The organism is Streptomyces sp. R44 (genome assembly GCF_041053105.1).
GTDB lineage: Bacteria > Actinomycetota > Actinomycetes > Streptomycetales > Streptomycetaceae > Streptomyces.
Window position 1 is genome coordinate 8,536,570 of record NZ_CP163444.1, and the last position, 21,441, is coordinate 8,558,010.

The 21,441-nt window shown below is 72.8% G+C and carries 22 protein-coding genes; 14 read left to right on the plus strand and 8 right to left on the minus strand.

Annotated features, from left to right (window positions below):
• Positions 1-9 precede the first annotated feature (9 nt).
• Entirely contained in the window at positions 10-888 is an 879-nt protein-coding gene (locus AB5J54_RS39390) for a LysR substrate-binding domain-containing protein (protein ID WP_369148778.1), read from the minus strand.
• A gap of 72 nt (positions 889-960) precedes the next feature.
• Here AB5J54_RS39390 and AB5J54_RS39395 point away from each other — a divergent pair, with 72 nt between their 5' ends.
• Entirely contained in the window at positions 961-1,878 is a 918-nt protein-coding gene (locus AB5J54_RS39395; RefSeq protein WP_369148779.1) for a DMT family transporter, read from the plus strand.
• A gap of 71 nt (positions 1,879-1,949) precedes the next feature.
• Here AB5J54_RS39395 and AB5J54_RS39400 read toward each other — a convergent pair whose 3' ends face one another.
• Complete coding sequence (locus AB5J54_RS39400; RefSeq protein WP_369148780.1) at positions 1,950-2,396, minus strand: nitroreductase family deazaflavin-dependent oxidoreductase; 447 nt, start codon at positions 2,394-2,396, stop codon at positions 1,950-1,952.
• A 169-nt stretch (positions 2,397-2,565) separates the two neighbouring features.
• Here AB5J54_RS39400 and AB5J54_RS39405 point away from each other — a divergent pair, with 169 nt between their 5' ends.
• From AB5J54_RS39405 to AB5J54_RS39415, 3 genes are all read left to right on the plus strand, one after another.
• Complete coding sequence (locus AB5J54_RS39405) at positions 2,566-3,360, plus strand: alpha/beta fold hydrolase (protein ID WP_369148782.1); 795 nt, start codon at positions 2,566-2,568, stop codon at positions 3,358-3,360.
• Positions 3,361-3,587: 227 nt separating this feature from the next.
• Entirely contained in the window at positions 3,588-4,802 is a 1,215-nt protein-coding gene (locus AB5J54_RS39410; RefSeq protein WP_369148784.1) for a S8 family peptidase, read from the plus strand.
• Between the two features lie 252 nt (positions 4,803-5,054).
• A complete protein-coding gene (locus AB5J54_RS39415; RefSeq protein ID WP_369148785.1) occupies positions 5,055-6,053 on the plus strand; it encodes a serine/threonine dehydratase in 999 nt (332 codons plus the stop codon).
• Here the strand turns inward: AB5J54_RS39415 and AB5J54_RS39420 are convergent.
• Positions 6,016-6,501 (minus strand): Lrp/AsnC family transcriptional regulator, encoded by a 486-nt coding sequence (locus AB5J54_RS39420; protein WP_369148786.1) that lies wholly within the window; start codon positions 6,499-6,501, stop codon positions 6,016-6,018. The genes AB5J54_RS39415 and AB5J54_RS39420 overlap by 38 nt on opposite strands.
• Before the next feature lie 94 nt (positions 6,502-6,595).
• Between AB5J54_RS39420 and AB5J54_RS39425 the strand changes: the two genes are divergently transcribed.
• The 3 genes from AB5J54_RS39425 to AB5J54_RS39435 are packed head-to-tail and all read left to right on the plus strand — an operon-like array spanning position 6,596 to position 8,440.
• On the plus strand, positions 6,596-7,459 hold the full coding sequence (locus AB5J54_RS39425) for an LLM class flavin-dependent oxidoreductase (RefSeq protein ID WP_369148787.1): 864 nt from the start codon (positions 6,596-6,598) through the stop codon (positions 7,457-7,459).
• Positions 7,456-7,884: a nucleoside deaminase gene (locus AB5J54_RS39430; protein WP_369148788.1), complete on the plus strand. Its 429-nt coding sequence runs from the start codon at positions 7,456-7,458 to the stop codon at positions 7,882-7,884. The genes AB5J54_RS39425 and AB5J54_RS39430 overlap by 4 nt, the downstream gene beginning before the upstream one ends.
• Before the next feature lie 22 nt (positions 7,885-7,906).
• The gene (locus tag AB5J54_RS39435; protein ID WP_369148789.1) at positions 7,907-8,440 is read left to right on the plus strand and encodes a GNAT family N-acetyltransferase; all 534 of its coding nucleotides are present in this window, start codon (positions 7,907-7,909) and stop codon (positions 8,438-8,440) included.
• Positions 8,441-8,495: 55 nt separating this feature from the next.
• Here the strand turns inward: AB5J54_RS39435 and AB5J54_RS39440 are convergent, their stop codons facing one another.
• Positions 8,496-9,767: a serine hydrolase domain-containing protein gene (locus AB5J54_RS39440; RefSeq protein ID WP_369148790.1), complete on the minus strand. Its 1,272-nt coding sequence runs from the start codon at positions 9,765-9,767 to the stop codon at positions 8,496-8,498.
• A 328-nt stretch (positions 9,768-10,095) separates the two neighbouring features.
• Between AB5J54_RS39440 and AB5J54_RS39445 the strand changes: the two genes are divergently transcribed.
• The 7 genes from AB5J54_RS39445 (at position 10,096) to ligA (ending at position 18,458) form a co-directional block, all read left to right on the plus strand.
• Entirely contained in the window at positions 10,096-10,953 is an 858-nt protein-coding gene (locus AB5J54_RS39445; RefSeq protein WP_369148791.1) for an acetylxylan esterase, read from the plus strand.
• A 93-nt stretch (positions 10,954-11,046) separates the two neighbouring features.
• On the plus strand, positions 11,047-12,396 hold the full coding sequence (locus tag AB5J54_RS39450; protein WP_369148792.1) for a hypothetical protein: 1,350 nt from the start codon (positions 11,047-11,049) through the stop codon (positions 12,394-12,396).
• Positions 12,397-12,459: 63 nt separating this feature from the next.
• Positions 12,460-13,416, plus strand: coding sequence for a GlxA family transcriptional regulator (locus tag AB5J54_RS39455; RefSeq protein WP_369148793.1), 957 nt, complete (start codon positions 12,460-12,462; stop codon positions 13,414-13,416).
• Positions 13,417-13,547: 131 nt separating this feature from the next.
• Positions 13,548-14,546: a type I glyceraldehyde-3-phosphate dehydrogenase gene (gap, locus tag AB5J54_RS39460; RefSeq protein WP_369148794.1), complete on the plus strand. Its 999-nt coding sequence runs from the start codon at positions 13,548-13,550 to the stop codon at positions 14,544-14,546.
• Between the two features lie 195 nt (positions 14,547-14,741).
• Positions 14,742-15,308 (plus strand): DUF4291 domain-containing protein, encoded by a 567-nt coding sequence (locus tag AB5J54_RS39465; protein ID WP_369148795.1) that lies wholly within the window; start codon positions 14,742-14,744, stop codon positions 15,306-15,308.
• Between the two features lie 34 nt (positions 15,309-15,342).
• Complete coding sequence (locus AB5J54_RS39470; RefSeq protein ID WP_369148796.1) at positions 15,343-16,347, plus strand: hypothetical protein; 1,005 nt, start codon at positions 15,343-15,345, stop codon at positions 16,345-16,347.
• A 44-nt stretch (positions 16,348-16,391) separates the two neighbouring features.
• Positions 16,392-18,458 carry an NAD-dependent DNA ligase LigA gene (ligA, locus tag AB5J54_RS39475; protein ID WP_369148797.1) on the plus strand — a complete coding sequence of 689 codons (2,067 nt, stop codon included), beginning with the start codon at positions 16,392-16,394 and terminating at the stop codon, positions 18,456-18,458.
• A 51-nt stretch (positions 18,459-18,509) separates the two neighbouring features.
• Here ligA and AB5J54_RS39480 read toward each other — a convergent pair whose 3' ends face one another.
• From AB5J54_RS39480 to AB5J54_RS39495, 4 genes are all read right to left on the minus strand, one after another.
• Positions 18,510-19,304, minus strand: a complete 795-nt coding sequence (locus tag AB5J54_RS39480; protein WP_369148798.1) for a YqjF family protein — start codon at positions 19,302-19,304, stop codon at positions 18,510-18,512.
• Between the two features lie 82 nt (positions 19,305-19,386).
• Positions 19,387-19,815, minus strand: a complete 429-nt coding sequence (locus AB5J54_RS39485) for a nuclear transport factor 2 family protein (RefSeq protein ID WP_369148799.1) — start codon at positions 19,813-19,815, stop codon at positions 19,387-19,389.
• A gap of 155 nt (positions 19,816-19,970) precedes the next feature.
• Positions 19,971-20,666 (minus strand): type 1 glutamine amidotransferase domain-containing protein, encoded by a 696-nt coding sequence (locus tag AB5J54_RS39490; protein ID WP_369148801.1) that lies wholly within the window; start codon positions 20,664-20,666, stop codon positions 19,971-19,973.
• A gap of 222 nt (positions 20,667-20,888) precedes the next feature.
• Positions 20,889-21,350 carry a hypothetical protein gene (locus AB5J54_RS39495; RefSeq protein WP_369148802.1) on the minus strand — a complete coding sequence of 154 codons (462 nt, stop codon included), beginning with the start codon at positions 21,348-21,350 and terminating at the stop codon, positions 20,889-20,891.
• Between the last annotated feature and the right edge of the window lie 91 nt (positions 21,351-21,441).

Sequence of the window (21,441 nt, forward strand, 5' to 3'; positions counted from 1 at the left end):
CCCGCCCGGTCAGGCCTCCTGAAGCGCGGTCAGGAGGCCCCGCACGGCGGGCAGGTCCAGGGACGACTCCCGTACCGCCGCGTGGATCGCGCGGACCGGCTCGGGACCGCGGACCTTGCGGACGACCACGTTCGGGTGGCGGCTGCCGAGGCCCATCAGGGGGATCAGACTGATGCCGAGACCGGCCGCGACGAAGCCCTGCGCGGTGGCGTACTCCTCGCACTCCACCGCGATGTCCGGGGAGAACCCGGCCGCCGCGCACGCGTCGAGGACCGCGTCGAGACAGGGCCCGGGCCGCTCGCTGCCCACCCAGGGCTCGGCGGCCAGGTCCGCCAGATCGACGGCGCCGCGCCGGCCGGCGAGCCGGTGCCCCCTGGGCAGGACCGCCCGGTACGGGTCGTCGACCAGATGGACGAGCCGGAGCCCGTCGCCGGACGTCGCCGGGCCGCCGCCCCGGGGCCGGACGAGGAGGGTGAGGTCCGCCTCCTCGTCCGGCACGCCCTCCGCGATCCTCAGATCGACCCGTACGCCCGGGTGTTCGGCGCGGAAGCGGGCCAGGGCGGGGGCGACGAGATCGGCTCCCGCCGTGGCGAAGTAATGGACCACGATCCGACCGGTGCGGCCCGCCCGGAGATCGGCGAGCGCCGTCTCGGCCTCGGCGAGCCGCTGGCCGATGACGGCGGCGTGCTCGGTGAGCAGCCGCCCGGCGGAGGTCGGCCGCACGCCCCGGCCGAACCGTTCGAGCAGCGCGATGCCGGCCTCCTTCTCCAGGGCGGCGATCTGCTGACTCACCGCGGAGGGGGTGTAACCGAGGTGCCCGGCGGCGGCCGTGACGGAGCCACTGGTGACGACGGCCCGGAGCACCTGCATGCGTCTCACGTCCAGCATGTAGAAGAGCTTAACGCTGGATGCACGATCCTTCGCTTGTCCTGTAGGCCGAGGCCCGGGACCGTGGGAGCCATGACTTCGGCGATACGCATGGGCGTCCTGGCCCTGCTCTGGGGCTCGGGCTTCCTCTGGATCAAGATCTCCCTCGACCAGGGCCTCACCCCGGGGTGGATCACCTTCGTACGGTGCCTCCTCGGCGCGGCGGTCCTCCTCGCGCTCGCGTACGGAGCCGGACAGCGGCTGCCACGGGACCGCGGCACCTGGAAGCGCCTCGCGATCGCCGCCCTCCTCTGCAACGCGCTGCCGTTCCTGCTCTTCTCCGTCGGCGAGCAGAGCGTCGACAGCGGAGTGGCCGGCGTCCTGAACGCCACCACCCCGCTCTGGTCCCTCCTCATCGGCCTCGGCCTCGGCACGGAACGCCCTCTGCATCCGGCCCGGCTCGTCGGGCTCGCCCTCGGCTTCACCGGAGTCCTGCTCGTCTTCGCGCCCTGGAACACGGGCCTGATGACCTGGGGAGCGCTCGCACTGCTCGGCGCCTCCCTGAGCTATGCGGCGGCCTTCGCGTACATGGCCCGCCGGCTCACCGATCGGGGCACCGCACCCCTGGCCCTCTCCGCCGCGCAGCTCCTCGCGGCGACCGCCCTCAGTACGCCCGCCCTGGCGGCCGGCGGCCCGGCGAGGGTGACCGCGACAGGACTGCTCGCGGTCCTCGTCCTCGGCGTCTTCGCGACCGGGCTCACCTTCCACCTCAATTACCGCATGATCGCCGAGGAAGGCCCCACCAGCGCCGCCACCGTCGGCTACCTCCTCCCGGTGGTCTCCGTGACCATGGGCGCCCTGGTCCTCGACGAGCCCCTGACCGCCCGGGTGCTGACGGGCATGGCGATCATCCTCACGGGCGTGGGCCTGACCCGCGTACGGACGCGACCCGACGGCCACGGCGGACGACCCGACCGGGGTACCAGGGACGCCACTTCGCTGCCGACCTGACCCGGCCAGTGCGGTGGTCCCGCTCTTCCCTGCCGGGTCTGTTCAGGATCCGCCCCCCGAGCGGAAGCGTCCTACACGTCCTGGACGACCGGTTCGGCGACGAAGAGGGGGATCTCGCGGTCGGTCTTGCGCTGGTAGTCGGCGTAGTCCGGGAACGCCGCGACCGCCCGCTCCCACCAGGCCTGGCGCTCCTGGCCGGTCACCAGACGGGTCTTCATGTCCCACGTGCGCGTGCCGTCGCGCAGTTCGATCAGGGGCGCGGCGACCAGATTGTGGTACCAGACGGGGTGCTTGACCGCGCCGCCGTTCGACGCCACAAGTGCGTACGCGCCCTCGTGCTCGACCCGCATGAGCGGGGTCTTGCGGAGCTTGCCGCTCTTCGCGCCGACGCTGGTGACCAGGACGACGGGGAGGTCCCGCATCGTCGTGCCCCGGGTGCCGCCTGACGATTCGTACAGCTCGACCTGCTCGCGCACCCACGCCGTCGTGCTGGGCTCGTACTCGCCTTCGAGGGGCATCGGTCGTGTCCTTTCGGATGGCGTCCGGCGGCGCCGGGCTGCTTGTCACCGACGCTATCCGACACCTCGCGTCCGGGGCGGCAGCCGGCCGGTCGGGGCGTTGTCAGTGGCGGCTCCTAAGGTGGCTCCTGAAGGTCGGACAGTGGCGCGACACAGGGGAGAGAGCGGCATGCGGGAGTTGTTCCTGGTGGACGAGCGGGCGTACATCCGGTGGATCGACCTGCCGGGGGAGGGCCCGGTGCGGGTCTTCGTCCACGGGCTCGGGTGCACGGCGGCCTCCGACTTCGCCCACATCGCGGCTCATCCCGCGCTCGGCGGCGGCCGGGCGCTCCTGGTCGACCTGCTCGGATACGGGCTGAGCGACCGGCCCGCGGACTTCGACTACCGCATGGAGTCCCAGGCGGCAGCGGTGGCCGCGGTGCTCGACCACGTCGGAGTCGTGGGCGTGGACCTCGTCGGGCACTCGATGGGCGGCGCCGTCGCCATCCATCTGGCGGCGGCCCGCCCGGACCTGGTGGCGAGACTCGTGGTGGCGGAGCCGAACCTGTACGCGGGTGGTGGGGCGTTCAGTTCACCCGTGGCGGCCCAGGACGAGGACGCGTTCGTCGCGGAGGGCTTCGCCCGGATGCTCGCCGGCACCGACCGCCCGGACTACGCCGCCCGGCTTCGGCTCGCCGACCCGCGGGCCGTCCACCGCAGCGCGGTCGCCCTGGTGGAGGGGAGCGTGCCCGCGCCGGGCGATCTGCTGACCGGTCTCGCGGTGCCCCGGACGTTCCTGGTGGGGGAGTTGAGCCTGCCGGACGCCGATGCGGAGAAGGTGGCCGCGCTCGGCATTCCGGTGACCGAGGTGCCCGGCGCGGGCCACAACCTGATGCTGGACAACCCGGACGGGTTCGCGGCGGCCCTCGCCGGCGCGCTCTCGGGCGACCCCGCGGGTCCGGTTCCCGGCCACCGGAGCGCCTGATCCGGCCAGGTGAACCGGCTTCGAGGGGCCTTCCGTTGCAGGCGTATGGCGGATGCATGACAAGACCTCAACTCCCTTGAGCCACACCCGTGGAGCGGCCAGGCTGCTGATCACGCCGGGACCGGACACAGCGGTCCCGGCCGTGTACGTGGCCCCACGTGCACCCCCCCACAGTCGCGCCGCCCCACCCTTTCGGGCGCGACGCCCATGAGGAGGACTCCCGCGCCATGGCACTCCCCAAGAGCAACAAGACCCGCCTCGCCGTGACGGCTTCCGCCGCGACCGCCGCCGCCCTGCTCGGCACCTTCGCCGCCGTCCCCGCCCAGGCCGCCCCCGCCGAAGGGACCGTCCTCGCGGCGGACTCGGCCGACGCGGTCCCCGGCAGCTACATCGTCACCCTCAAGCAGGGCGCGGGCTTCAAGGCCGCCTCCGCCAAGGGCCGGAACCTGATAGCCGGTTATGGCGGCACGGTCGGCAAGACCTTCGGATCCGCCCTCAACGGCTACACGGCCACCCTCGGCGTGACCGAGGCCCGCCGCCTCGCCGCCGACCCGGCCGTCGCGTCCGTCGAGCAGAACCAGATCGTCCGCGCCGACGCGACCCAGTCCAACGCCCCCTGGGGCCTGGACCGCATCGACCAGGCCAACCTCCCGCTGTCCGGCACGTACACGTACCCCGACAGCGCCGGCAGCGGCGTCACCGCCTACGTGATCGACACCGGCGTGCGGATCAGCCACTCGGAGATCGCCGGGCGCGCGGTGAACGGCTACGACGCCGTCGACGGCGACTCGGTCGCCCAGGACGGCAACGGTCACGGCACCCACGTCGCCACCACCATCGCCGGATCCACCTACGGCGTGGCCAAGTCGGCGAAGATCGTCGCCGTCCGCGTCCTCGACAACAACGGCTCCGGAACGACCGCCGGCGTCATCGCGGGCATCGACTGGGTCACCGCGAACCACGCCGCGGGCGCTCCGGCCGTGGCCAACCTCTCCCTCGGAGGCGGCGCCTCCACCGCCCTCGACAACGCGGTCAAGAACTCCATCGCCGACGGCGTCACCTACGCGGTCGCCGCCGGCAACTCGGGCGTCAACGCCTCCTCCTCGTCGCCCGCCCGCGTCGCCGCCGCCATCACGGTCGGCGCCACCAACAACACCGACGCCAAGGCCAGCTGGTCCAATTACGGTTCGGTCCTCGACCTCTTCGCCCCCGGCGTCTCCATCACCGCCGGCTGGAACACCAGCGACACCGCCACCAACACCATCTCGGGCACCTCGATGGCGACCCCGCACGTGGCCGGCGCCGCCGCGGTCTACCTGGCCGGCCACACCTCCGCCACCCCCGCACAGGTCGCCACCGCCCTGGTCAACGGCGCCACGCCCAACAAGGTGACCAGCCCGGGCAGCGGCTCCCCGAACCGCCTCCTGAAGATCGTCCAGTAGGCAGCGGTACGGAACCGCCCCGGAGGCAGCCGGCGCCTCCGGGGCGGCTCCATCGCCACCCGACATCGCCCCCGGACAACATCGCCCCCGGACAACATCGCCCCCGGACAACATCGCCCCCGGACAACATCGCCCCCGGACAACATCGCCCCCGCACAACATCGCACCGGGCATCGCACCGGACCTCGCCCACCGGACCTTGAGAGGATCATCGGGATCGACCGCCCGGTCCCGGCCCCTCAGGAGCATCTGGTGCACACCCTCGCGTACGCCGACGTCACAGCCGCCACCTCCCGGATCGGCGGCCACGTCCGCCCCGTCACGGTCACCCGAGCCGACCCCGGCAGCGAGCCGTACGAACTCCATCTCGCCCTGGAGCTCATGCAGCACACCGGCTCCTTCAAGGCCCGCGGCGCACAGAACTTCCTCCTCGCCCACCGGGAGGAGGGCACCCTCCCGGACGCCGGCGTCACCATCGCCTCCGGCGGCAACGCGGGCCTCGCCTGCGCCTGGGCCGCCCGCCGCCAGGGGGTCACGGCCACCGTCTTCCTCCCGACCACCGCGCCCCGCGTGAAGGTCGACAGACTGCGCGGCTACGGCGCCGACGTGCGGCTCGTCGGGACGGAGTACGCCGAGGCGCTCGCCGCCTGCGAGGCGTTCGCCGCCGACACCGGCGCCCTCGCCTCCCACGCCTACGACCACCCCCTGATCGCCGCCGGGGCCGGAACCCTCCTCGACGAGATCCACCGGCGGATCCCGGACCTCGACACCGTCGTCGTCTCCGTCGGCGGCGGCGGACTCCTCGCCGGAGTCGCCACCGCCGCCCGGCACCACGCCATCCGTACCGTCGCCGTCGAACCCGAGAACTGCCGTGCCCTCGACGCGGCCCTACGGGCCGGACACCCCGTCGACGTGACCGTCGACTCCGTCGCCGCCGACGCCCTCGGCGCCCGCCGCGCCACCGCCCTCGCCGTGAGCGCCGCCCAGGAGGAAGGGGTGCACTCCGTCCTCGTCACGGACGCCGACATCATCCGGGCCCGCCGCGCCCTCTGGGACGACCGCCGCCTCGCCGTCGAACACGCCGCCGCCACCGCCCTGGCCGCCCTCACGACCCCGGCCGGGGACCGGACCGGCCCCCCGACCGGCTACCGCCCGGCGCCGGGCGAGAAGGTCTGCGTCGTCCTCTGCGGCGCCAACACCGACCCGACGGACCTCACACAGCCGCCGACGACCCCCGGTTCGTCCCGCTGAGCCGGGGCTCGCCCGGACCGCGCGGCGGCAGGGGGCGGCTGAAGACGAGGTTCGTGGTCGTGCTGCCGAACTCCGCGAGCGCGTCCACGATCTCCTCCAGGTGGGCCATCGACGTGGCGGCGACCTTGAGGACGTAGCAGTCGTCCCCCGTCGTACGGAGACACTCCAGGATCTCCGAGCGCTCGCCGAGCAGCCGGCGCAGCGGCTCGTGCCGGGTGCCCGGGTACTTGAGCCGGACGACCGCGAGGACCGCATAGCCGATCCGCTCCAGATCCACCTCCGCCCGGTAGCCCGTGATCACCCCGGACTCCTCAAGACGCCGCACCCGCTCCTTCGTCGCCGAGGCACTCAGGTTCACCCGCCGCGCCAGCTCCGTGTACGCGATCCGGCCGTCCCGCTGAACCTCCGTCAGGATCGCCCAGTCCGTCGCATCAAGACTCTCGGTCATCCGATCAGATTACCGGCGAATCCACGGCCGAACAGCCCCGGAACAGGCGGGAAACACTTCTGAACACCCCCCGCGCCTGGCTAGCCTCTGCCGCGTGAAGATCGGAGTCAACATCCTCAACTTCGGCCCCGGCGCCGACCCCGGAATGCTGCGCAGCTGGGCCCAGACCGTGGAAGGCCTCGGCTACGACCTGCTGATGGTCTCGGACCACGTCGCCATCACGCCCGACGTGGCCGAGCGCTACCCGGCCCCCTTCTACGAGCCGTTCACCACCCTGTCCTGGCTGGCCGGCGTCACCAGCCGCGTCCGCCTCGGCACGACCGTCCTCATCGCTCCCTACCGGCACCCGCTGCTCACCGCCCGCATGGCGGCCAACCTCGACGCACTGAGCGGCGGCCGGCTCGTCCTCGGCGTGGGGGTGGGCTGGGCACGGCAGGAGTTCGACGCCCTCGGCATCCCCTTCGAACGCCGGGGACGGCTCACCGACGCACACCTCCAGGCCCTCCGCGAGGCCTGGGCCGACACCGCCGCCTACGGAGACCGCCGTATCCCGGTCTGGATCGGCGGCCACAGCGACGCGGGCCTGCGCCGCGCCGTACGGTTCGGGGACGCCTGGCACCCCCTGCGCCGCACCCTTCCGCAGCTCCGCGAAGGCGCCGCCAGGCTGAAGGAGTACGCGGACGAGCTGCACCTCCCGGAACCCGCCCTGGCCCCCCGTATCGCCCTCAGGCTCACGGCCGCGCCGGTCGACGGACCGGACCGGCCCGCCGGGGAGGGAACGATCGAACAGATCGTGGACGACCTCGACCAGCTGCGACGGATGGGCGCCGAGGCCGTCGTCCTCGACCCGTACGGCGGCGACCCCGACGAGACCAGGAACCCGCAGGCCGCCTGGCAGGCACTCGCCACCGTCGCCGCACACCTCTCCCCGCACCGCACCCGAACGGAGCCGTCATGACGACAGCCGACGACCACACCCTCCTCCGCCGCGCCATCGCCCTCGCCGCCACGGCCCGGGAGTCGGGCAACCCGCCGTTCGGGTCGCTCCTCGCCGCACCCGACGGGACGGTCCTGGCGGAGGAGCACAACACCACCCTCACCGACCGGGACGTCACCGCCCACCCCGAACTCAAGCTCGCCCGGTGGGCGGCCCGGGAACTCGACCCGGCGACGGCGGCCGGGACCACGATGTACACCAGCTGCCAGCCCTGCGGCATGTGCGAAGCCGTCATCCGGCAGGCCGGCCTGGGCCGCGTCGTGTACGCCCTCTCCGGCGAACAGCTGCTCGACATCCGCCCCGGCAGCGGCCGCCCGCCCGTACCGCAGGACGGCCCCGCGCTGCTCGACGAGGTACGGGCCGTGGTCGAGCCGTACTACCGCTGACCGGATGCGTCAGGATGGGGGCATGACCGAGATCCTCACCCCCCGACTCCTCCTCCGCCGCTGGAGCGACGACGACCTCGTCCCCATGGCGGAGATCAATGCCGACCCGGAGGTCATGCGGTGGATCGGCGACGGCTCGGTCCGTGACCTGGAACAGACCGCGGAAGCCATCGAACGGTGCGAGGAGGAATGGGACGAGGAGGGCTTCGGGATCTTCGCCGTCGAGCTCCTCGGCTCCGGGGAGCTCATCGGCTTCGCCGGACTCTCCGTGCCGGAGTTCCTGCCGGAGGTGCTCCCCGCCGTGGAGATCGGCTGGCGCCTCGGCCGGCAGTTCTGGGGCCAGGGGTACGCCTCCGAGGCCGCCCACGCGGTCCTGGAGTTCGCCCTCCAGGACCGCGGGCTCGACCGGGTCGTCGCCATCACCCACGCCGGCGACCGGGCCTCCGAGAACGTCATGCGCAAGCTCGGCATGGTGCCGGAACGGGAGACGAGCCACCCGGTCCTCGGCCTTCCCCTGCGGGTCTACGCCATCGACCTCACCGAGTACCAGGCGTGACCACCGGGACCTCGCCGGAGCGTCAGCGGCGCTCCGGCGAGGCCCCGCTCCACCGTCAGTGGCGCTCCGGCAGGTCCCGCTCCGCCGGCAGCGACGAGATGTCACCCGCCGCGGGCGAGGAGGCGGCGCGCGAGGACGGCGCCACCGCCGGCTTCTTGCCGCAGAAGGCCGCCTCCAGGGTTCCCCCGAGCGCCGTGTTGGCGGCGCCGTGGTTCGACGTGTTCGCCAGGGCCGACAGGCTGCGCCGGCCGTCGCGGGTCGAGAACGCGTACGTGTAGAAGCCCTGCACGGTGCCCGTGTGGCCGAACACCTGGGCGCCGCAGGAGAGGTCGTAACGACGCAGACCGAGACCGTAGAACCGGGTGTTCGTCGTGTCCGTCGGCGTGACCGTCGTCATCGCCTCCAGCATCGCCGGGGACAGCAGCCGGCCGCGCATCAGCGCGCCGGTGAAGGTGTTCAGATCCGCGGGGGTGGAGATGACGGCGCCGGCGGACTGCGCCCAGGACACGGTCTGTTCGGTGGAGTCCACGAGCGGGTCCCCGGCCGCGTCCGGGTGCAGATAGCCCTGGACGTGCAGGCCCTTGATGCGCGTGTCGGGGTGGACGTACGACGTCCCGCGCAGCTTCAGCGGCTTGAAGATGCGCCGCTCGTACGCGTCGGACACCGGCCGGCCCGTGAGCTTCTCGATGAGCATGCCCACGACCACGAAGTTCGCGTTGGAGTACTTGTACGCCACGCCGGGTTCGGTGGTGCGGGGCTCGCTCAGGGAGAGGTCCACGAGCTCCTGGTAGCTGAACACCCGGTTCCGCACGGCCTCGAAGCCCGGCACGGTGTCGTTGAACATCGCGTCCGTGTAGTCGGCCAGCCCGCTGCGGTGGGTCAGGAGGTGCCGGACCGTGATGCGGTCGTCGGGGAGCAGCCCGGGCAGATAGCGGTTGACGGGCGCGTCGAGTTCCAGCCGGCCCTCCTCCACCAGCTGCAGGAGCACGACCGTGGAGAACGTCTTGCTGACGCTGCCGATCCGGAACCGTGCGTGGATGTCCATCGACGCCCCCGACGCCCGGTCCCGGACGCCGACCGTACGGCTCTCGACCCCCTCCGGGCCGATGAACCGGGCCATCGCCCCCGGGGCGCCGTTGGCCATGGCCGAGTCGAGCGCGGCGACGACGCCCTCCATGTCCGGGGCGGGAACCGCCGGCGCGGTCGTCGCTGCGCGGGCCGGGACGAGGGGAGCGGCGGACGCACTGGTGGCGGGGGCGACACCCGCCGCCAGGGCGGCGATCGCAGTGGCACTCACGGCCAGGCGGCGGTGCGAAGACAGGGGCACGGTGGTTCCTCGGCTTCTTTCGGATGGTCGGGAGCGGCAGCCGGCAGGGGCGAGCCGCGGGGCGGGGGACCGCGCCGGTGCCGCGCGTGACCCCCTGTGTCCACCGATCATGAGTGCCGTCGTCGGCGAACGGTTCCTGACACGGGGGAACAAGATCCGGACGGCGTAGTTCCGTCCCGGGCCGGGCCACCGCCGTTGGGCGACTGCCCAGCCGGACCGCGGCAGGACTGGGCTCCTGCCGACAGACAACGGCCGTGGCAGACCTCGATCATGGCGCTGGTCACGCTTGCGAGGACGCGCAACGGGCCGCATCCGCAAAGGAGTTCGCATGTCACGGAGTTGGGGCCGCGCTCTCGGCGGCCTGCTGCTCGCCTTCCTGATGGCGACGTCGGCCGGGCCGGGCACCGCCCGTGCGACGGAACCGGCGACCGGCCGGATCCCCTCGGTCGGCACCGCGTGGGACCAGCCGGGCCCGTACGAGGTGACCGTCGACATCGAGGCCGTGCACACCTTCTACCACCCGAAGGACATGGGGCAGCGAGGAGAGCTCCACCCGGTCGTGATCTGGGGCAACGGCACCGGCGCCGTGCCCGGGATCTACAGCTCCCTCCTTCGCCACTGGGCGAGCCACGGCTTCATCGTCGCCGCCGCCAACACCCCCACCTCCAACTTCGCGCTCAGCATGCGTGCCGGGATCGACGTACTGGAGCACCGGAACGCCGACAGCTCCAGCCCCTTCTACCGGAAGGTCGACCTCGAACACATCGGGTCCGCCGGCCACTCGCAGGGCGGCGCGGCCGCCGTCAACGCCGCCGTCGACCCCGCCGTCCCCATCCAGCCGGGACCGCTCACCGACCCCGACCTGATGGACGAGCCCGTCTTCTACCTGGCCGGCCAGCGCGACCTGACGGTGTGGCCGGCGCTCGTACAGGCGCTGTACCGGGACTCGTCCCACGTTCCCGCCGTGTACGGCGAGGTCCGCGGCGCCGGCCATCTCAGCTCCATCGGGGACGGCGGCGACTTCCGCGCCCCCACCACGGCCTGGCTCCGGTTCTGGCTGATGGGCGACGAGAACGCCCGCGGGACGTTCTTCGGGCCCGGCTGCGCCTACTGCACCGACACCGACCTGTGGTCCGGCTGGGAGCGCAACACCCGGGCGCTGCAGATCCCGGGCCCCACGGTCTGACGGTCCACCGCCCCGTACTCCGGCACGGTAGGGTCCGGCCGTCGCGATGATCTTCGCGACGGCCGAGGACCCGAACCGTTACGGAGGGAACACGTGAAGCGCGCCGTTGTCCTGGGAGGAAGCTTCGCCGGGCTGCTCGCCGCCCGGGTGCTGAGCGACTTCGCCGAGGAGGTCGTGGTCGTCGAACCCGACCGCCTCGACGGCGGCCGGAACGGTACGGGCCCCGGCGCGCCGCACCGGGGGCAGCTGCACGCCCTGCTCGCCATGGGCCACACCCAGCTCGAACGGTTCTTCCCGCGCATCACCCGGGAGATGGTCAGCGGCGGAGCCCGCCTCGGCCAGGGCGACGAGGTCCGGTTCTACGTCGACGGAGCGCTCAAGGCACCCGTCGCCGACGTACGGATGCTCGGCGCCACCCGCCCGTTCATCGAGACGCACGTACGGCGCCGCGTGACCGCCCTCGGCAACGTCAGGATCGAGCCCGCCACCGGCAAGGGACTGCTCGTCCGGGGCGGACGGGTCGTCGGCGCGCGACTGGCGGCGGCGAACGCCACGGCGGCGGAGGCGGCCGGAGAGACCGGGGCCGCCGAGTACGACATACGCGCGGACCTCGTCGTCGACGCCATGGGACGCTCCAGCCGGCTCGGCAGCTGGCTCGCCGCCGAGGGCTGGAGCCAGGCGCCCGTCGACCGCATGCGCGTCGACCTCGGCTACGCCACCGCCCGCTTCGTCCGCGGGAGCGAGCTCCCGGACACGGTCATCGCCCACTCCACACCGGGCCCGGCGAGCGACTACCAGCCGGCCGTGTGCGAACCCGGGGCCCTGGCCGCGGTCGAGGACGACGCCTGGTCCGTCGTCCTCGCCGGATACGCCGACCACCGCCCGGGCCGTGACCGCACCGAGTTCCTCGGCCGGATGAGGCGCTGCGTCGAACCCCTGCGCGAAGTCGCCGAGCGGTGCGAGATGATCGGCGAGGTGGAGCCCTTCCACTTCCGGGAGAGCCGCAGGCGCCGGTTCACCGACCTGACGGACTTCCCCGGCGGACTCGTCGTCCTCGGCGACGCGATGGCGACCGTGAACCCCGTCTACGGACAGGGGCTGACCCTCGCCGCCCTCCAGGCCTCCTCGCTCCACGTGCACCTGCGGTCCGGCGCCTCGCCGCACGACCCGGCCTGGGACTACTTCCGCCGGGCCGCGGTGGTCGTCGACGCCGCGTGGCAGCTCTCGACGACCGCCGACCTCGCCCAGCCGCACGTCACCGGACCGTACCCCCGCGGCTACCGGTTCCTGCGCTGGGCCGGCGACCACATCACGACCGCGTCGGTCAGGGACTCGCGGGTGAACCAGACGTACATGGACGTCGTCCACATGCGCAGGCACCCGAAGGCGCTCACCGGCCCCCGTGTCCTCGCCCGCACCGCCCGGGTCCTCTGGCAGGGGTGACGGGAAGGGCCCCCAGTACCACCGCTGACCAGCGAGGACACCCGTACGCGTACCCTCGTGGACGTGTCTGCCTCACGTCTCCACCGCGTCGCCGTCCTCGTACTCGAAGGTGCGAAACCCCTCGACGTCGGAATCCCCGCGCAGGTGTTCACGACCCGGGCCAGCATGCCGTACGAGGTACGGGTCTGCGGCGCCGAACCCGGGGTCGTGGCCGGCGGCGACGGCCTGTCGTACCAGGTCGCCCACGGCCTGGAGGCACTCGCGTGGGCCGACATCGTCTTCGTCCCCGGCTACCGTCACCCGGACCGCGAGGACCCGCCGCGCGCCGTCGTCGACGCGCTGATCGCCGCCCACGACCGCGGGGCCCGGCTCGCCGCCATCTCGACGGGGGCCTTCGCGCTCGCCGCCACCGGCCTCCTCGACGGCAAACGGGCAACGACCCACTGGCACTACGCGCGGGCGCTCGCCGCCAAGCGCCCCCTCATCCAGGTCGACGAGAACGTCCTCTTCGTCGACGAGGGCAGCATGCTGACCTCCGCCGGCGCCGCCTCCGGCATCGACCTGTGCCTCCACATCCTGCGCAGCGACCTCGGCGTGGCCGCCTCGAACCACGCCGCCCGGCGCCTGGTCGCCGCCCCGTACCGCAGCGGCGGCCAGGCACAGTACGTACCCCGCAGCGTCCCCGAGCCCCTCGGCGAGCGGTTCGCCGCCACCCGCGAATGGGCACTGCACCGGCTCGGCGAGCCCCTCACCCTGGAGATACTCGCCCGGAACGCGGCGGTGTCACCGCGCACGTTCTCGCGCCGGTTCGCCGAGGACACCGGCTACACGCCGATGCAGTGGGTCATGCGGGCCCGCATCGACATGGCCCGTGAACTGCTCGAACGCTCCGAGCGGGGCGTCGAGCAGATCGCCGCCGACGTGGGCCTGGGCACCGGGGCGAACCTGCGCCTGCACTTCCAGCACATCCTGGGCACCACACCGAGCGAGTACCGGCGCACCTTCGCACAGGGGGAATAGGCGGCCTTGCCGGATCCTTCGGGTGACCTTGGCGCGATACTTGCGGACCGTGGCGATCACGCCGCTGTTCGAAGCGTGCGTTCCGCGCGAACCTGGGTGACGAATCAGCAGGTCGGAAGGGACACCGCAACATGACTCGCATCGCCATCAACGGGTTCGGCCGCATCGGACGCAACGTGCTCCGTGCCCTCCTGGAGCGCGACACCGACCTCGAGGTCGTCGCCGTCAACGACCTGACCGAGCCCACCGCCCTCGCGCGGCTCCTCGCCTTCGACTCCACCTCGGGCCGTCTCGGCCGCCCGGTCACCGTCGACGGCGACACCCTCGTCGTCGACGGCCGCCGCATCAAGGTGCTCGCCGAGCGCGAGCCGGCGCAGCTGCCGTGGGCCGAACTCGGCGTGGACATCGTCCTCGAGTCGACCGGCCGCTTCACCTCGGCCAAGGCCGCCCGCGCGCACCTCGACGCCGGGGCCAGGAAGGTGCTCGTCAGCGCGCCCGCGGACGGCGCCGACGTCACCCTCGCGTACGGCGTGAACACCGACGCGTACGACGCCGACCTGCACACGATCGTCTCGAACGCCTCCTGCACGACCAACGCCCTCGCGCCCCTCGCGAAGGTCCTCGACGACCTCGCGGGCATCGAGCACGGCTTCATGACGACGGTCCACGCCTACACGCAGGAGCAGAACCTGCAGGACGGCCCGCACCGCGACCCGCGCCGCGCCCGCGCCGCCGGCGTCAACATCGTGCCGACCTCCACCGGCGCCGCCAAGGCCATCGGCCTCGTCCTGCCGAACCTGGACGGCAAGCTGTCCGGCGACTCGATCCGCGTGCCCGTCCCGGTGGGCTCGATCGTCGAGCTCAACACCACCGTCGCCCGCGACGTGACCGTCGAGGACGTCCTGGCGGCCTACCGCACCGCCGCCGAGGGCCCGCTGGCCGGTGTCCTGGAGTACTCGGAGGACCCGCTGGTCTCCGCCGACATCGTGGGCAACCCGCACTCGTCGATCTTCGACTCGGCGCTCACCCGCGTCGAGGGCCGCCACGTCAAGGTCGTCGCCTGGTACGACAACGAGTGGGGCTTCTCGAACCGCGTCATCGACACCCTCCAGCTCCTCGCCACCCGCTGACGAAGAGACGAACGGCCGACTCCCGCCCCACGGCGGGAGCAGCCACACGCACACGCCGACTCCGGCCGCACGGGAGTCGGCGTGTGACGCGTTTTCGGACCTGCGTGGGCGTGCGCACGAGGAACTCCACCGGACCGTCGGGGGCGACCGAAAACCGTTCGCACCGTCCGCGGGCCGGGTGACAGGGTGCTGGGCATGGCACCCCCGTACCAGATCCGTGCCGACCACGACGCACGCACGATCGTGGTCCATCAGGCCTACTCGCCCGCCATCGCCGACGCGGCGCTGCGCGCCGGGCGCTTCGTCGCTCCGTTCTCGTTCCACCGGATGACGTGGATCAAGCCCTCGTTCCTGTGGCTGATGCACCGCAGCAACTGGGCCCGGAAACCAGGCCAGGAGCGGATCCTCGCGGTGCGGATCACACGCGAGGGGTGGGAGGAGGCCCTGTCCCGGGCCGTCCTGACGACCGCGGACCCGGCGGCCGTGGCGCGGGCCGCCGTGCACGTGCAGTGGGACCCGGAGCGCTCGGTGCGGGGGGCGGCGCTGAACCACTACAGCATCCAGGTCGGGATCAGCCGGCATCTGATCCGTACGTTCAACGACGAATGGATCGTGGGTCTCACCGACGTCACGCCCCAGGTCCACAAGGCCGCGACGCTGATCCGGTCGGGGCGCGCGGCGAAGGCGCAGGGCCTGTTCCCCGCCGAGCGTGCCTACCCGCTGTCCCCGGCCCTGGAGACCCTGCTGTGCCCGCCTGGATGACGGGCGGCGCCTGCCGACCGGATACGGTCGCGCGGTGAAGCCCACCACCCCCTACCGCCCCCTCGACATCACCCTCCCCTTTCCCGAACTGAAGGCGTACGCGCGCACCGCGACGCGGCTGCATCCGCGACCGGGCGCGCCCACGGCCGCCGACAGCTCCGTGGGCGGGCCCTTGACGTGGCCGGCGGACGAGGCGTGGCCGGAGTGCCGGGAGCACGGCAGGGTCCGGGGCGTGCGGCCCCAACGGGCCCGCCGCTACGAGGAGATCCTCAGGGCGGCCCGGGCACGGCCCCGCCCGGCGGGCGGCTCGGGGGTCTTGGCGTACACCGACGCCGAACGGGCCGAGGTCCAGGCGATGACCGACGCCGGACATCAGCCGGACCGGCACGACGGCGGCCCGCTGCCGCTGCTCGCTCTCGCCCAGCTCCACGCCCGCGACGTCCCCGACCTGGCGGCCTTCGCCCCGCCGGGCACGGACCTGCTCCAGGTGCTGTGGTGCCCGTTCAGCGGGCACGAGGACGGTCCGTACAGCCACTTCGGGCCGTCGACGCGCCTCTTCTGGCGCCGAGCGGCGGACGTCACGCGCCCGTTGTCCGTCCAGCCCGAGCCGCCGATCGTGGAGCACATGTGGTACCTGCCGGAGCCGTGCGTGCTCCACCCGGAGCAGGTCACCGAGTACCCGTGGGCCGACTACCTGCCGCCGGCGCTCGTGGAGCGGATCGACGCGTGGGAGGACGCCTTCGAGGCGCGCGTGGGCAGGGCGGCACCCACCTACCAGTACGACCTCTCCCTGGCGCCAGGCTGGAAGATCGGCGGCTGGGACTCCTGGCACAGGACCGACCTGATGCGGGTCGATTGCGAGGCCTGCGGAGCCGAGATGCGTCTTCTGCTGACCATGGACTCGACGGAGACCCAGGCGAGTTGGGGACCCTTTCCCTCTCCGGGCTCCCCGACCGGTGTCACGGCAGGACGCGATGAGTACCGGGCCTTCGTCTGCCCGGCCGACCCGGCGCATCCCCACCGGATGAGCGCTCAGTAGCGCGCCGACGGGCATTGTCAGTGCCCTGCGACAAGATGTTCGACATGACGACAACGCCCGCCGTTGAGGCGCACTTCAGCCTGTCCAGCCGTGCCGCGTACGAGGCCGCCATCGAGCAGCTGCGCGACGCCTCCCGCACCTACTTCGGCGCGGGCTACAGCGTCATGGACGACGCCACGTACGACCGGCTGCGGCTCGCCGTGAAGGCCTGGGAGGCGGAGCATCCGGCCGACGTCGCCCCGGACTCGCCCGCCGACCAGGTCGCCGACGGAGCCGCCCCGGCCGGCGACGTCGCGCACACCACCCGGCTGCTCAGCCTCGACAACGTCTTCGCGCCCGAGGAGCTCGTCGCCTGGGGCGCCTCCCTCCAGCGCAGGCTCGGACAGGAGCCGACGGGAGGGTTCACCGTCGAGCCGAAGATGGACGGCGCCGCCGTCGCCGCCCGCTACCGCGACGGCCGCCTGGTGCAGATCATCACCCGCGGCGACGGTACGCAGGGAGAGGACGTCAGCCACGTCATCGGGACCATCGTGGGCCTCCCCGAGCAGCTGCCCGTCCCCGCCACCTTCGAGGCACGTGGCGAAGTCCTCTTCACCCAGGAGCAGTTCGAGGCCGCGAACGAGATACGGATCGCGCACGGCGGAGACGTCTTCGCCAATCCCCGCAACGGCGCCGCCGGCACGCTGCGGGCGAAGGACCGTCCCTACCGACTGGCCATGACCTTCTGGGCGTACGGCGCGGTCGACCTGGACGGCGCGGCGTTCCTCCCCGCCGGGGCCGGTCACGCCGAGACGCTGGCCGCGGTGGCCGAAGCCGGCGTGCAGACCACGGCGGCGACCCCCGCCGGACTGCACGTCGTCGCCGGTCTCGCCGAGGCCCAGCAGAAGGTCGACGCGATCGCCGCGATGCGCGCGACCCTGCCCTTCGGCATCGACGGCGTCGTCATCAAGGCCGACAGTGCCACCGAGCAGGCGACGGCCGGCTTCGGCAGCCGTTTCCCGTACTGGGCGATCGCCTACAAGCTGCCGGCCGTCGAGCGCCAGACCGTCCTCCAGGACGTGTTCTGGGAGGTAGGCCGTACGGGTGTGCTCGCCCCGACGGCCGTGCTCGCCGCCGTGGAGCTCGACGGCTCCACCGTCACCCGGGCCACCCTGCACAACCCCGCCGACATCCTCCGCCGCGACCTCCACATCGGCGACACCGTGACCGTCCACAAGGCCGGCGACATCATCCCGCGCGTCCAGGCCGCCGTCGTCGAGCTCCGCCCGCGGGGCGCCCTGCGCGTACCCCTGCCGGAGGAGTGTCCGAACTGCGGCGGGGAGATCGACAAGAGCCAGGAGCGCTGGCGCTGCGCGAAGGGCACCGCCTGTGCGCTCGCCCCGCTGATCGAGTACGTCGCGGGGCGCGACATCCTCGACATCGACGGCCTCGGCAGGAAGTACGTCGACGCCCTGATCGGCGCCGGGGTCGTCGGAGACGTCGCCGACCTGTTCACCCTGACGGAGGAGCAGCTCACCGTCGCGTCCGGCAGCGCCAAGCGGGGTGCGAAGCTGGCCGAGCAGATCCGGCTCGCCAAGTCCCGGCCCCTCAGCCGGGTCTTCTGCGCGCTCGGCGTGCCGGGCACCGGCCGCAGCATGTCCCGGCGCATCGCCGCGCACTTCGGCACCATGGAGGCCATCCGGGCGGCGGACGCCGACGCCCTGCAGGAGGTCGAGGGCATAGGCCCGGAGAAGGCGCCGGTCATCGTGGAGCAGGTGTCCGCGCTCGCCCCGGTGATCGACAAGCTGATCGCGGCGGGCGTCGGCATGACCGAGCCGCGCCAGGAGAAGGACGATGACGCGGTCGAGGGGCCGCTGAGCGGGAAGACCGTCGTCGTCACGGGGAAGATGACCGGCGCGCTGGACGGCTGGGGCCGCTCCGAGATGGGCGCGCTCATCGAGAAGGCGGGCGGGCGCCTGGGCAGTGGCGTCAATTCCAGGACCACGTATCTGGTCGCGGCGCCGTCCGCGAGCGGCAAGCCCAGCTCGAAGGCCGTCAAGGCCCAGGAACTGGGCGTCGAGGTCCTCGCTCCGGAGGCCTTCGCCACGCTGGTGGCCGCGTATCTGGACTGAGCCCGCGCGCAGGCCTGCCGGTGACGTACGGGCGGTGTGCGACGGGCGGCGTCAGTCGCCGGCGCTCCTCTGGCGCGGAACGGCCACGGTGCGGGGGAGCCGTGGCGGGGCGCCGAAGCGGACGGGGACGCCCGGTGAGTACAGCACGCTCACGGGCTCCCCGAGGGGGCGGCCGAGGCCGGCCGCCGCGAGGAGGCTTTCGTCGCAGGACCGGAGGCCGGCGCGGTGCAGCGGCCAGCGGGGGTGGTGGTTCGGCAGGTAGAGGGGGCGCCCGCGGAAGGAGCTGTGCATGCCCCAGCGGGCGGTCAGGAAGTGTTCGAGCGCGGTGGGCTCCGCGACCCGCTCGCCGATGTCCAGGCTGATCGCGCTGTGCGCCCCGCGCGGCCCCGGCCAGCGGCGTCTGCTGGTGTACGTGACCGTGGAGCCGTCGCTCCTGACGGACATCTTCGACCACACGTAGGGGATGCGGAACGCCCACCGCCCGACCGTCACGGGGACGAGACGGGACGCGTCGAGCGAGCGGAACACCACACCGCGGCGCCCGTGACCGTCCACGGAGTACAGACGGACGTTCGTCTCCGGGAAGCTCCCGAGGTACGGGATCCCGGGCAGGCGGAACCAGCCGACGCGGTGCATCCGGAAGGCGACGAGACCGACGTAGGTGACGCCGTCGAGAGTGTCGGGCACGGTCCCGGCGGGAAGCAGCGGGGCCACCTCGGCGGGCTCGACGGGCGAGTGCAGAAACGCCAGGTCCAGCCAGGACTGGGTGAGGAGGGTGCGGTCCGTGCGGTGTGGCGGGTCGGCCGATACGGGCTCGGGTTCCACGGCGGGCTGGATCTGCGGCATCGCGCCAGTATCCCGGGTTCGTACCCCCGCCTGCCGCGGGGCGGGGGCCGCGCCCGGGCAGGCCGTCCGCCGTGGCCGCCGCTCAGGCCCCGTCCGCCGATGACACCCCGCCTGCCCGCGCCGCGCCGGAGGCCTCGGCGGCGATGCGAGCGAACTGCGCGCCCATCGCCTCGGACAGCGCCTGTGCCGCGGAGAGCGGCCGGACCATGACCATGAAGTCGTCGATGAGGCCGTGCTCGTCGAGGTGGAGGAAGTCGCAGCCGGTGATCGCGCGGTCGCCGACCCGGGCCTCGAAGACCAGGGCGTGGTCGCGACCGTCCTCGCCCGTGATCTCCCGGACGTAGCGGAAGTCGGTGAGGACACGGGCGACGCCGCGCAGGATGGCCGCGGTGATGGCCTTGCCCGGGTAGGGCTTGAAGGCCACGGGACTGGTGAAGACGACATCCTCGGCGAGCAGTGCCTCGATGGCCGCGTGGTCGTTCGCCTCGACGGCCTGACGGAAGGACTTCATGCACATCTCCGCAACTAGTCAACTAAGTGATTAGGTGGGGAGAGGTTAGTGACGCGCGGCAGCCCCTGTCCAGGCCCGGAAGGCCCCCGCCCCGGCAGAGCTCCGGGGCGGGGCCGTTCCGCGGGCCTCGTCGAGACGGTCCGCGCCGAGGTCGGTCAGGCCAGCTTCTTGAGCAGCTCCGCGGCGAGCGGGGCGGAGGAGGCAGGGTTCTGCCCGGTGACGAGGTTGCCGTCGACGACGACGTGCGGAGCCCACGGCTCGGCGACCTGGACGTCCACGCCGGCCTCGACGAGCCGGGTCTCCAGCAGCCACTTCGCCCTGTCGGCGAGGCCCGCCTGGGTCTCCTCGGCATTGGTGAAGGCGGCGACCTTGCGGCCCGCGAAGGCGTTCGAGCCGTCGGCGTCCGTGGCGGCGAGGAGCGCGGCCGGCCCGTGGCAGACGACGCCCAGGGGCTTGCCCGACCGCAGGGCGTCGGTCAGCAGCTTCCCGGAGGTCGCGTCCACGGCGAGGTCCTCCATGGGGCCGTGGCCGCCGGGGTAGAAGACGGCGTCGTAACCGGCCAGGTGGACGTCCTCCAGCTTGACCGGCTTCCTGATCTCGTCGATGGAGGCGAGCGCCGAAGCGATCTTGTCCGCGCCCTCCTGGCCGCCGTTGGCCTCCGGGGTGAGGCTCCCCGCGTCGACGGTCGGGACCACGCCGCCCGGCGTGGCCACGACGACCTCGTGGCCGGCGGCCTTGAACGCCTGGTACGGGGCGACGGCCTCCTCGGCCCAGAAGCCGGTCGGGTGCTTGGTGCCGTCGGCCAGCGTCCAGTGGTCGGCACCGGTCATCACGAAAAGGATCTTCGACATTCGGGAGCTCCAGGGGATGGCGGGCCCGGTCGGGGCCCGGAGGCGGGGATGCGCACACTGACACTCTGGTCCGAGTGGCGTTCCGCGGCGAGATCGCCCGTGCGGCGATGTCGTCGACAGTAGGTGGCTGATCCATTGGATTCCAATGGGGAAGCCAATGCCTCCCATAGGGAGTCCAATGCCTCGGTGGGGAATACGAGCGGGGCCGGACGGAGGAACGCATCACGCTCGCGGGAGGTCGCGTGGTCCGCGTGCGACGACGGGGCGGCCGCCGTCCGTCGGCAGGACGACGAGGAACCGCTCATGGCCGTCCTCGACGTCCGCCATTCCGATGGTCTCGGCGGACAGGAAAGCCTCGGCGGCGGGCTCGGACCCGTGGGTCAACTCGTCCAGCCTCGCGTAGGACTTCGCCAGATCCGCGGAGGGGCCGTTGATCCACAGGCGGATCTCCGCGCCCTTGCGAAGAGCGGAGAGCAGGTCGTCGCGAGTCCTGCCCTCGGCAGCGGCCTGGACCCGGTCGTGAAGGCGTTCCTGCGCGCAGGGCCGTGTCGGGGCGACCTCGGCCGCCCGGCGGCAGGGCCGGCAGGACTGCACGGCCTCGGGCACGAACAGGTGCAGAAAGCGGGAGGTGTGTCGTGCGGCTTTGCCGCACAGCGTCCCGCGCTCCCCGACCGCGTGTTCCACGCCGGGGGCGCCGTTCACCTCGCAGGCGCCGAATCGGGCCGGCTCCCGCGCTGTTGTGAATGACCAGTCGTCAGGTGGTGAATCGATCACG

Coding starts and splice junctions, on each gene's coding strand:
- AB5J54_RS39390 (WP_369148778.1), bottom strand. CDS start 888: ATGCTGGACGTGAGACGCATGCAGGTGCTCCGGGCCGTCGTCACCAGT.
- AB5J54_RS39395 (WP_369148779.1), top strand. CDS start 961: ATGACTTCGGCGATACGCATGGGCGTCCTGGCCCTGCTCTGGGGCTCG.
- AB5J54_RS39400 (WP_369148780.1), bottom strand. CDS start 2,396: ATGCCCCTCGAAGGCGAGTACGAGCCCAGCACGACGGCGTGGGTGCGC.
- AB5J54_RS39405 (WP_369148782.1), top strand. CDS start 2,566: ATGCGGGAGTTGTTCCTGGTGGACGAGCGGGCGTACATCCGGTGGATC.
- AB5J54_RS39410 (WP_369148784.1), top strand. CDS start 3,588: ATGGCACTCCCCAAGAGCAACAAGACCCGCCTCGCCGTGACGGCTTCC.
- AB5J54_RS39420 (WP_369148786.1), bottom strand. CDS start 6,501: ATGACCGAGAGTCTTGATGCGACGGACTGGGCGATCCTGACGGAGGTT.
- AB5J54_RS39430 (WP_369148788.1), top strand. CDS start 7,456: ATGACGACAGCCGACGACCACACCCTCCTCCGCCGCGCCATCGCCCTC.
- AB5J54_RS39435 (WP_369148789.1), top strand. CDS start 7,907: ATGACCGAGATCCTCACCCCCCGACTCCTCCTCCGCCGCTGGAGCGAC.
- AB5J54_RS39445 (WP_369148791.1), top strand. CDS start 10,096: ATGTCACGGAGTTGGGGCCGCGCTCTCGGCGGCCTGCTGCTCGCCTTC.
- gap (WP_369148794.1), top strand. CDS start 13,548: ATGACTCGCATCGCCATCAACGGGTTCGGCCGCATCGGACGCAACGTG.
- AB5J54_RS39465 (WP_369148795.1), top strand. CDS start 14,742: ATGGCACCCCCGTACCAGATCCGTGCCGACCACGACGCACGCACGATC.
- ligA (WP_369148797.1), top strand. CDS start 16,392: ATGACGACAACGCCCGCCGTTGAGGCGCACTTCAGCCTGTCCAGCCGT.
- AB5J54_RS39480 (WP_369148798.1), bottom strand. CDS start 19,304: ATGCCGCAGATCCAGCCCGCCGTGGAACCCGAGCCCGTATCGGCCGAC.
- AB5J54_RS39485 (WP_369148799.1), bottom strand. CDS start 19,815: ATGAAGTCCTTCCGTCAGGCCGTCGAGGCGAACGACCACGCGGCCATC.
- AB5J54_RS39490 (WP_369148801.1), bottom strand. CDS start 20,666: ATGTCGAAGATCCTTTTCGTGATGACCGGTGCCGACCACTGGACGCTG.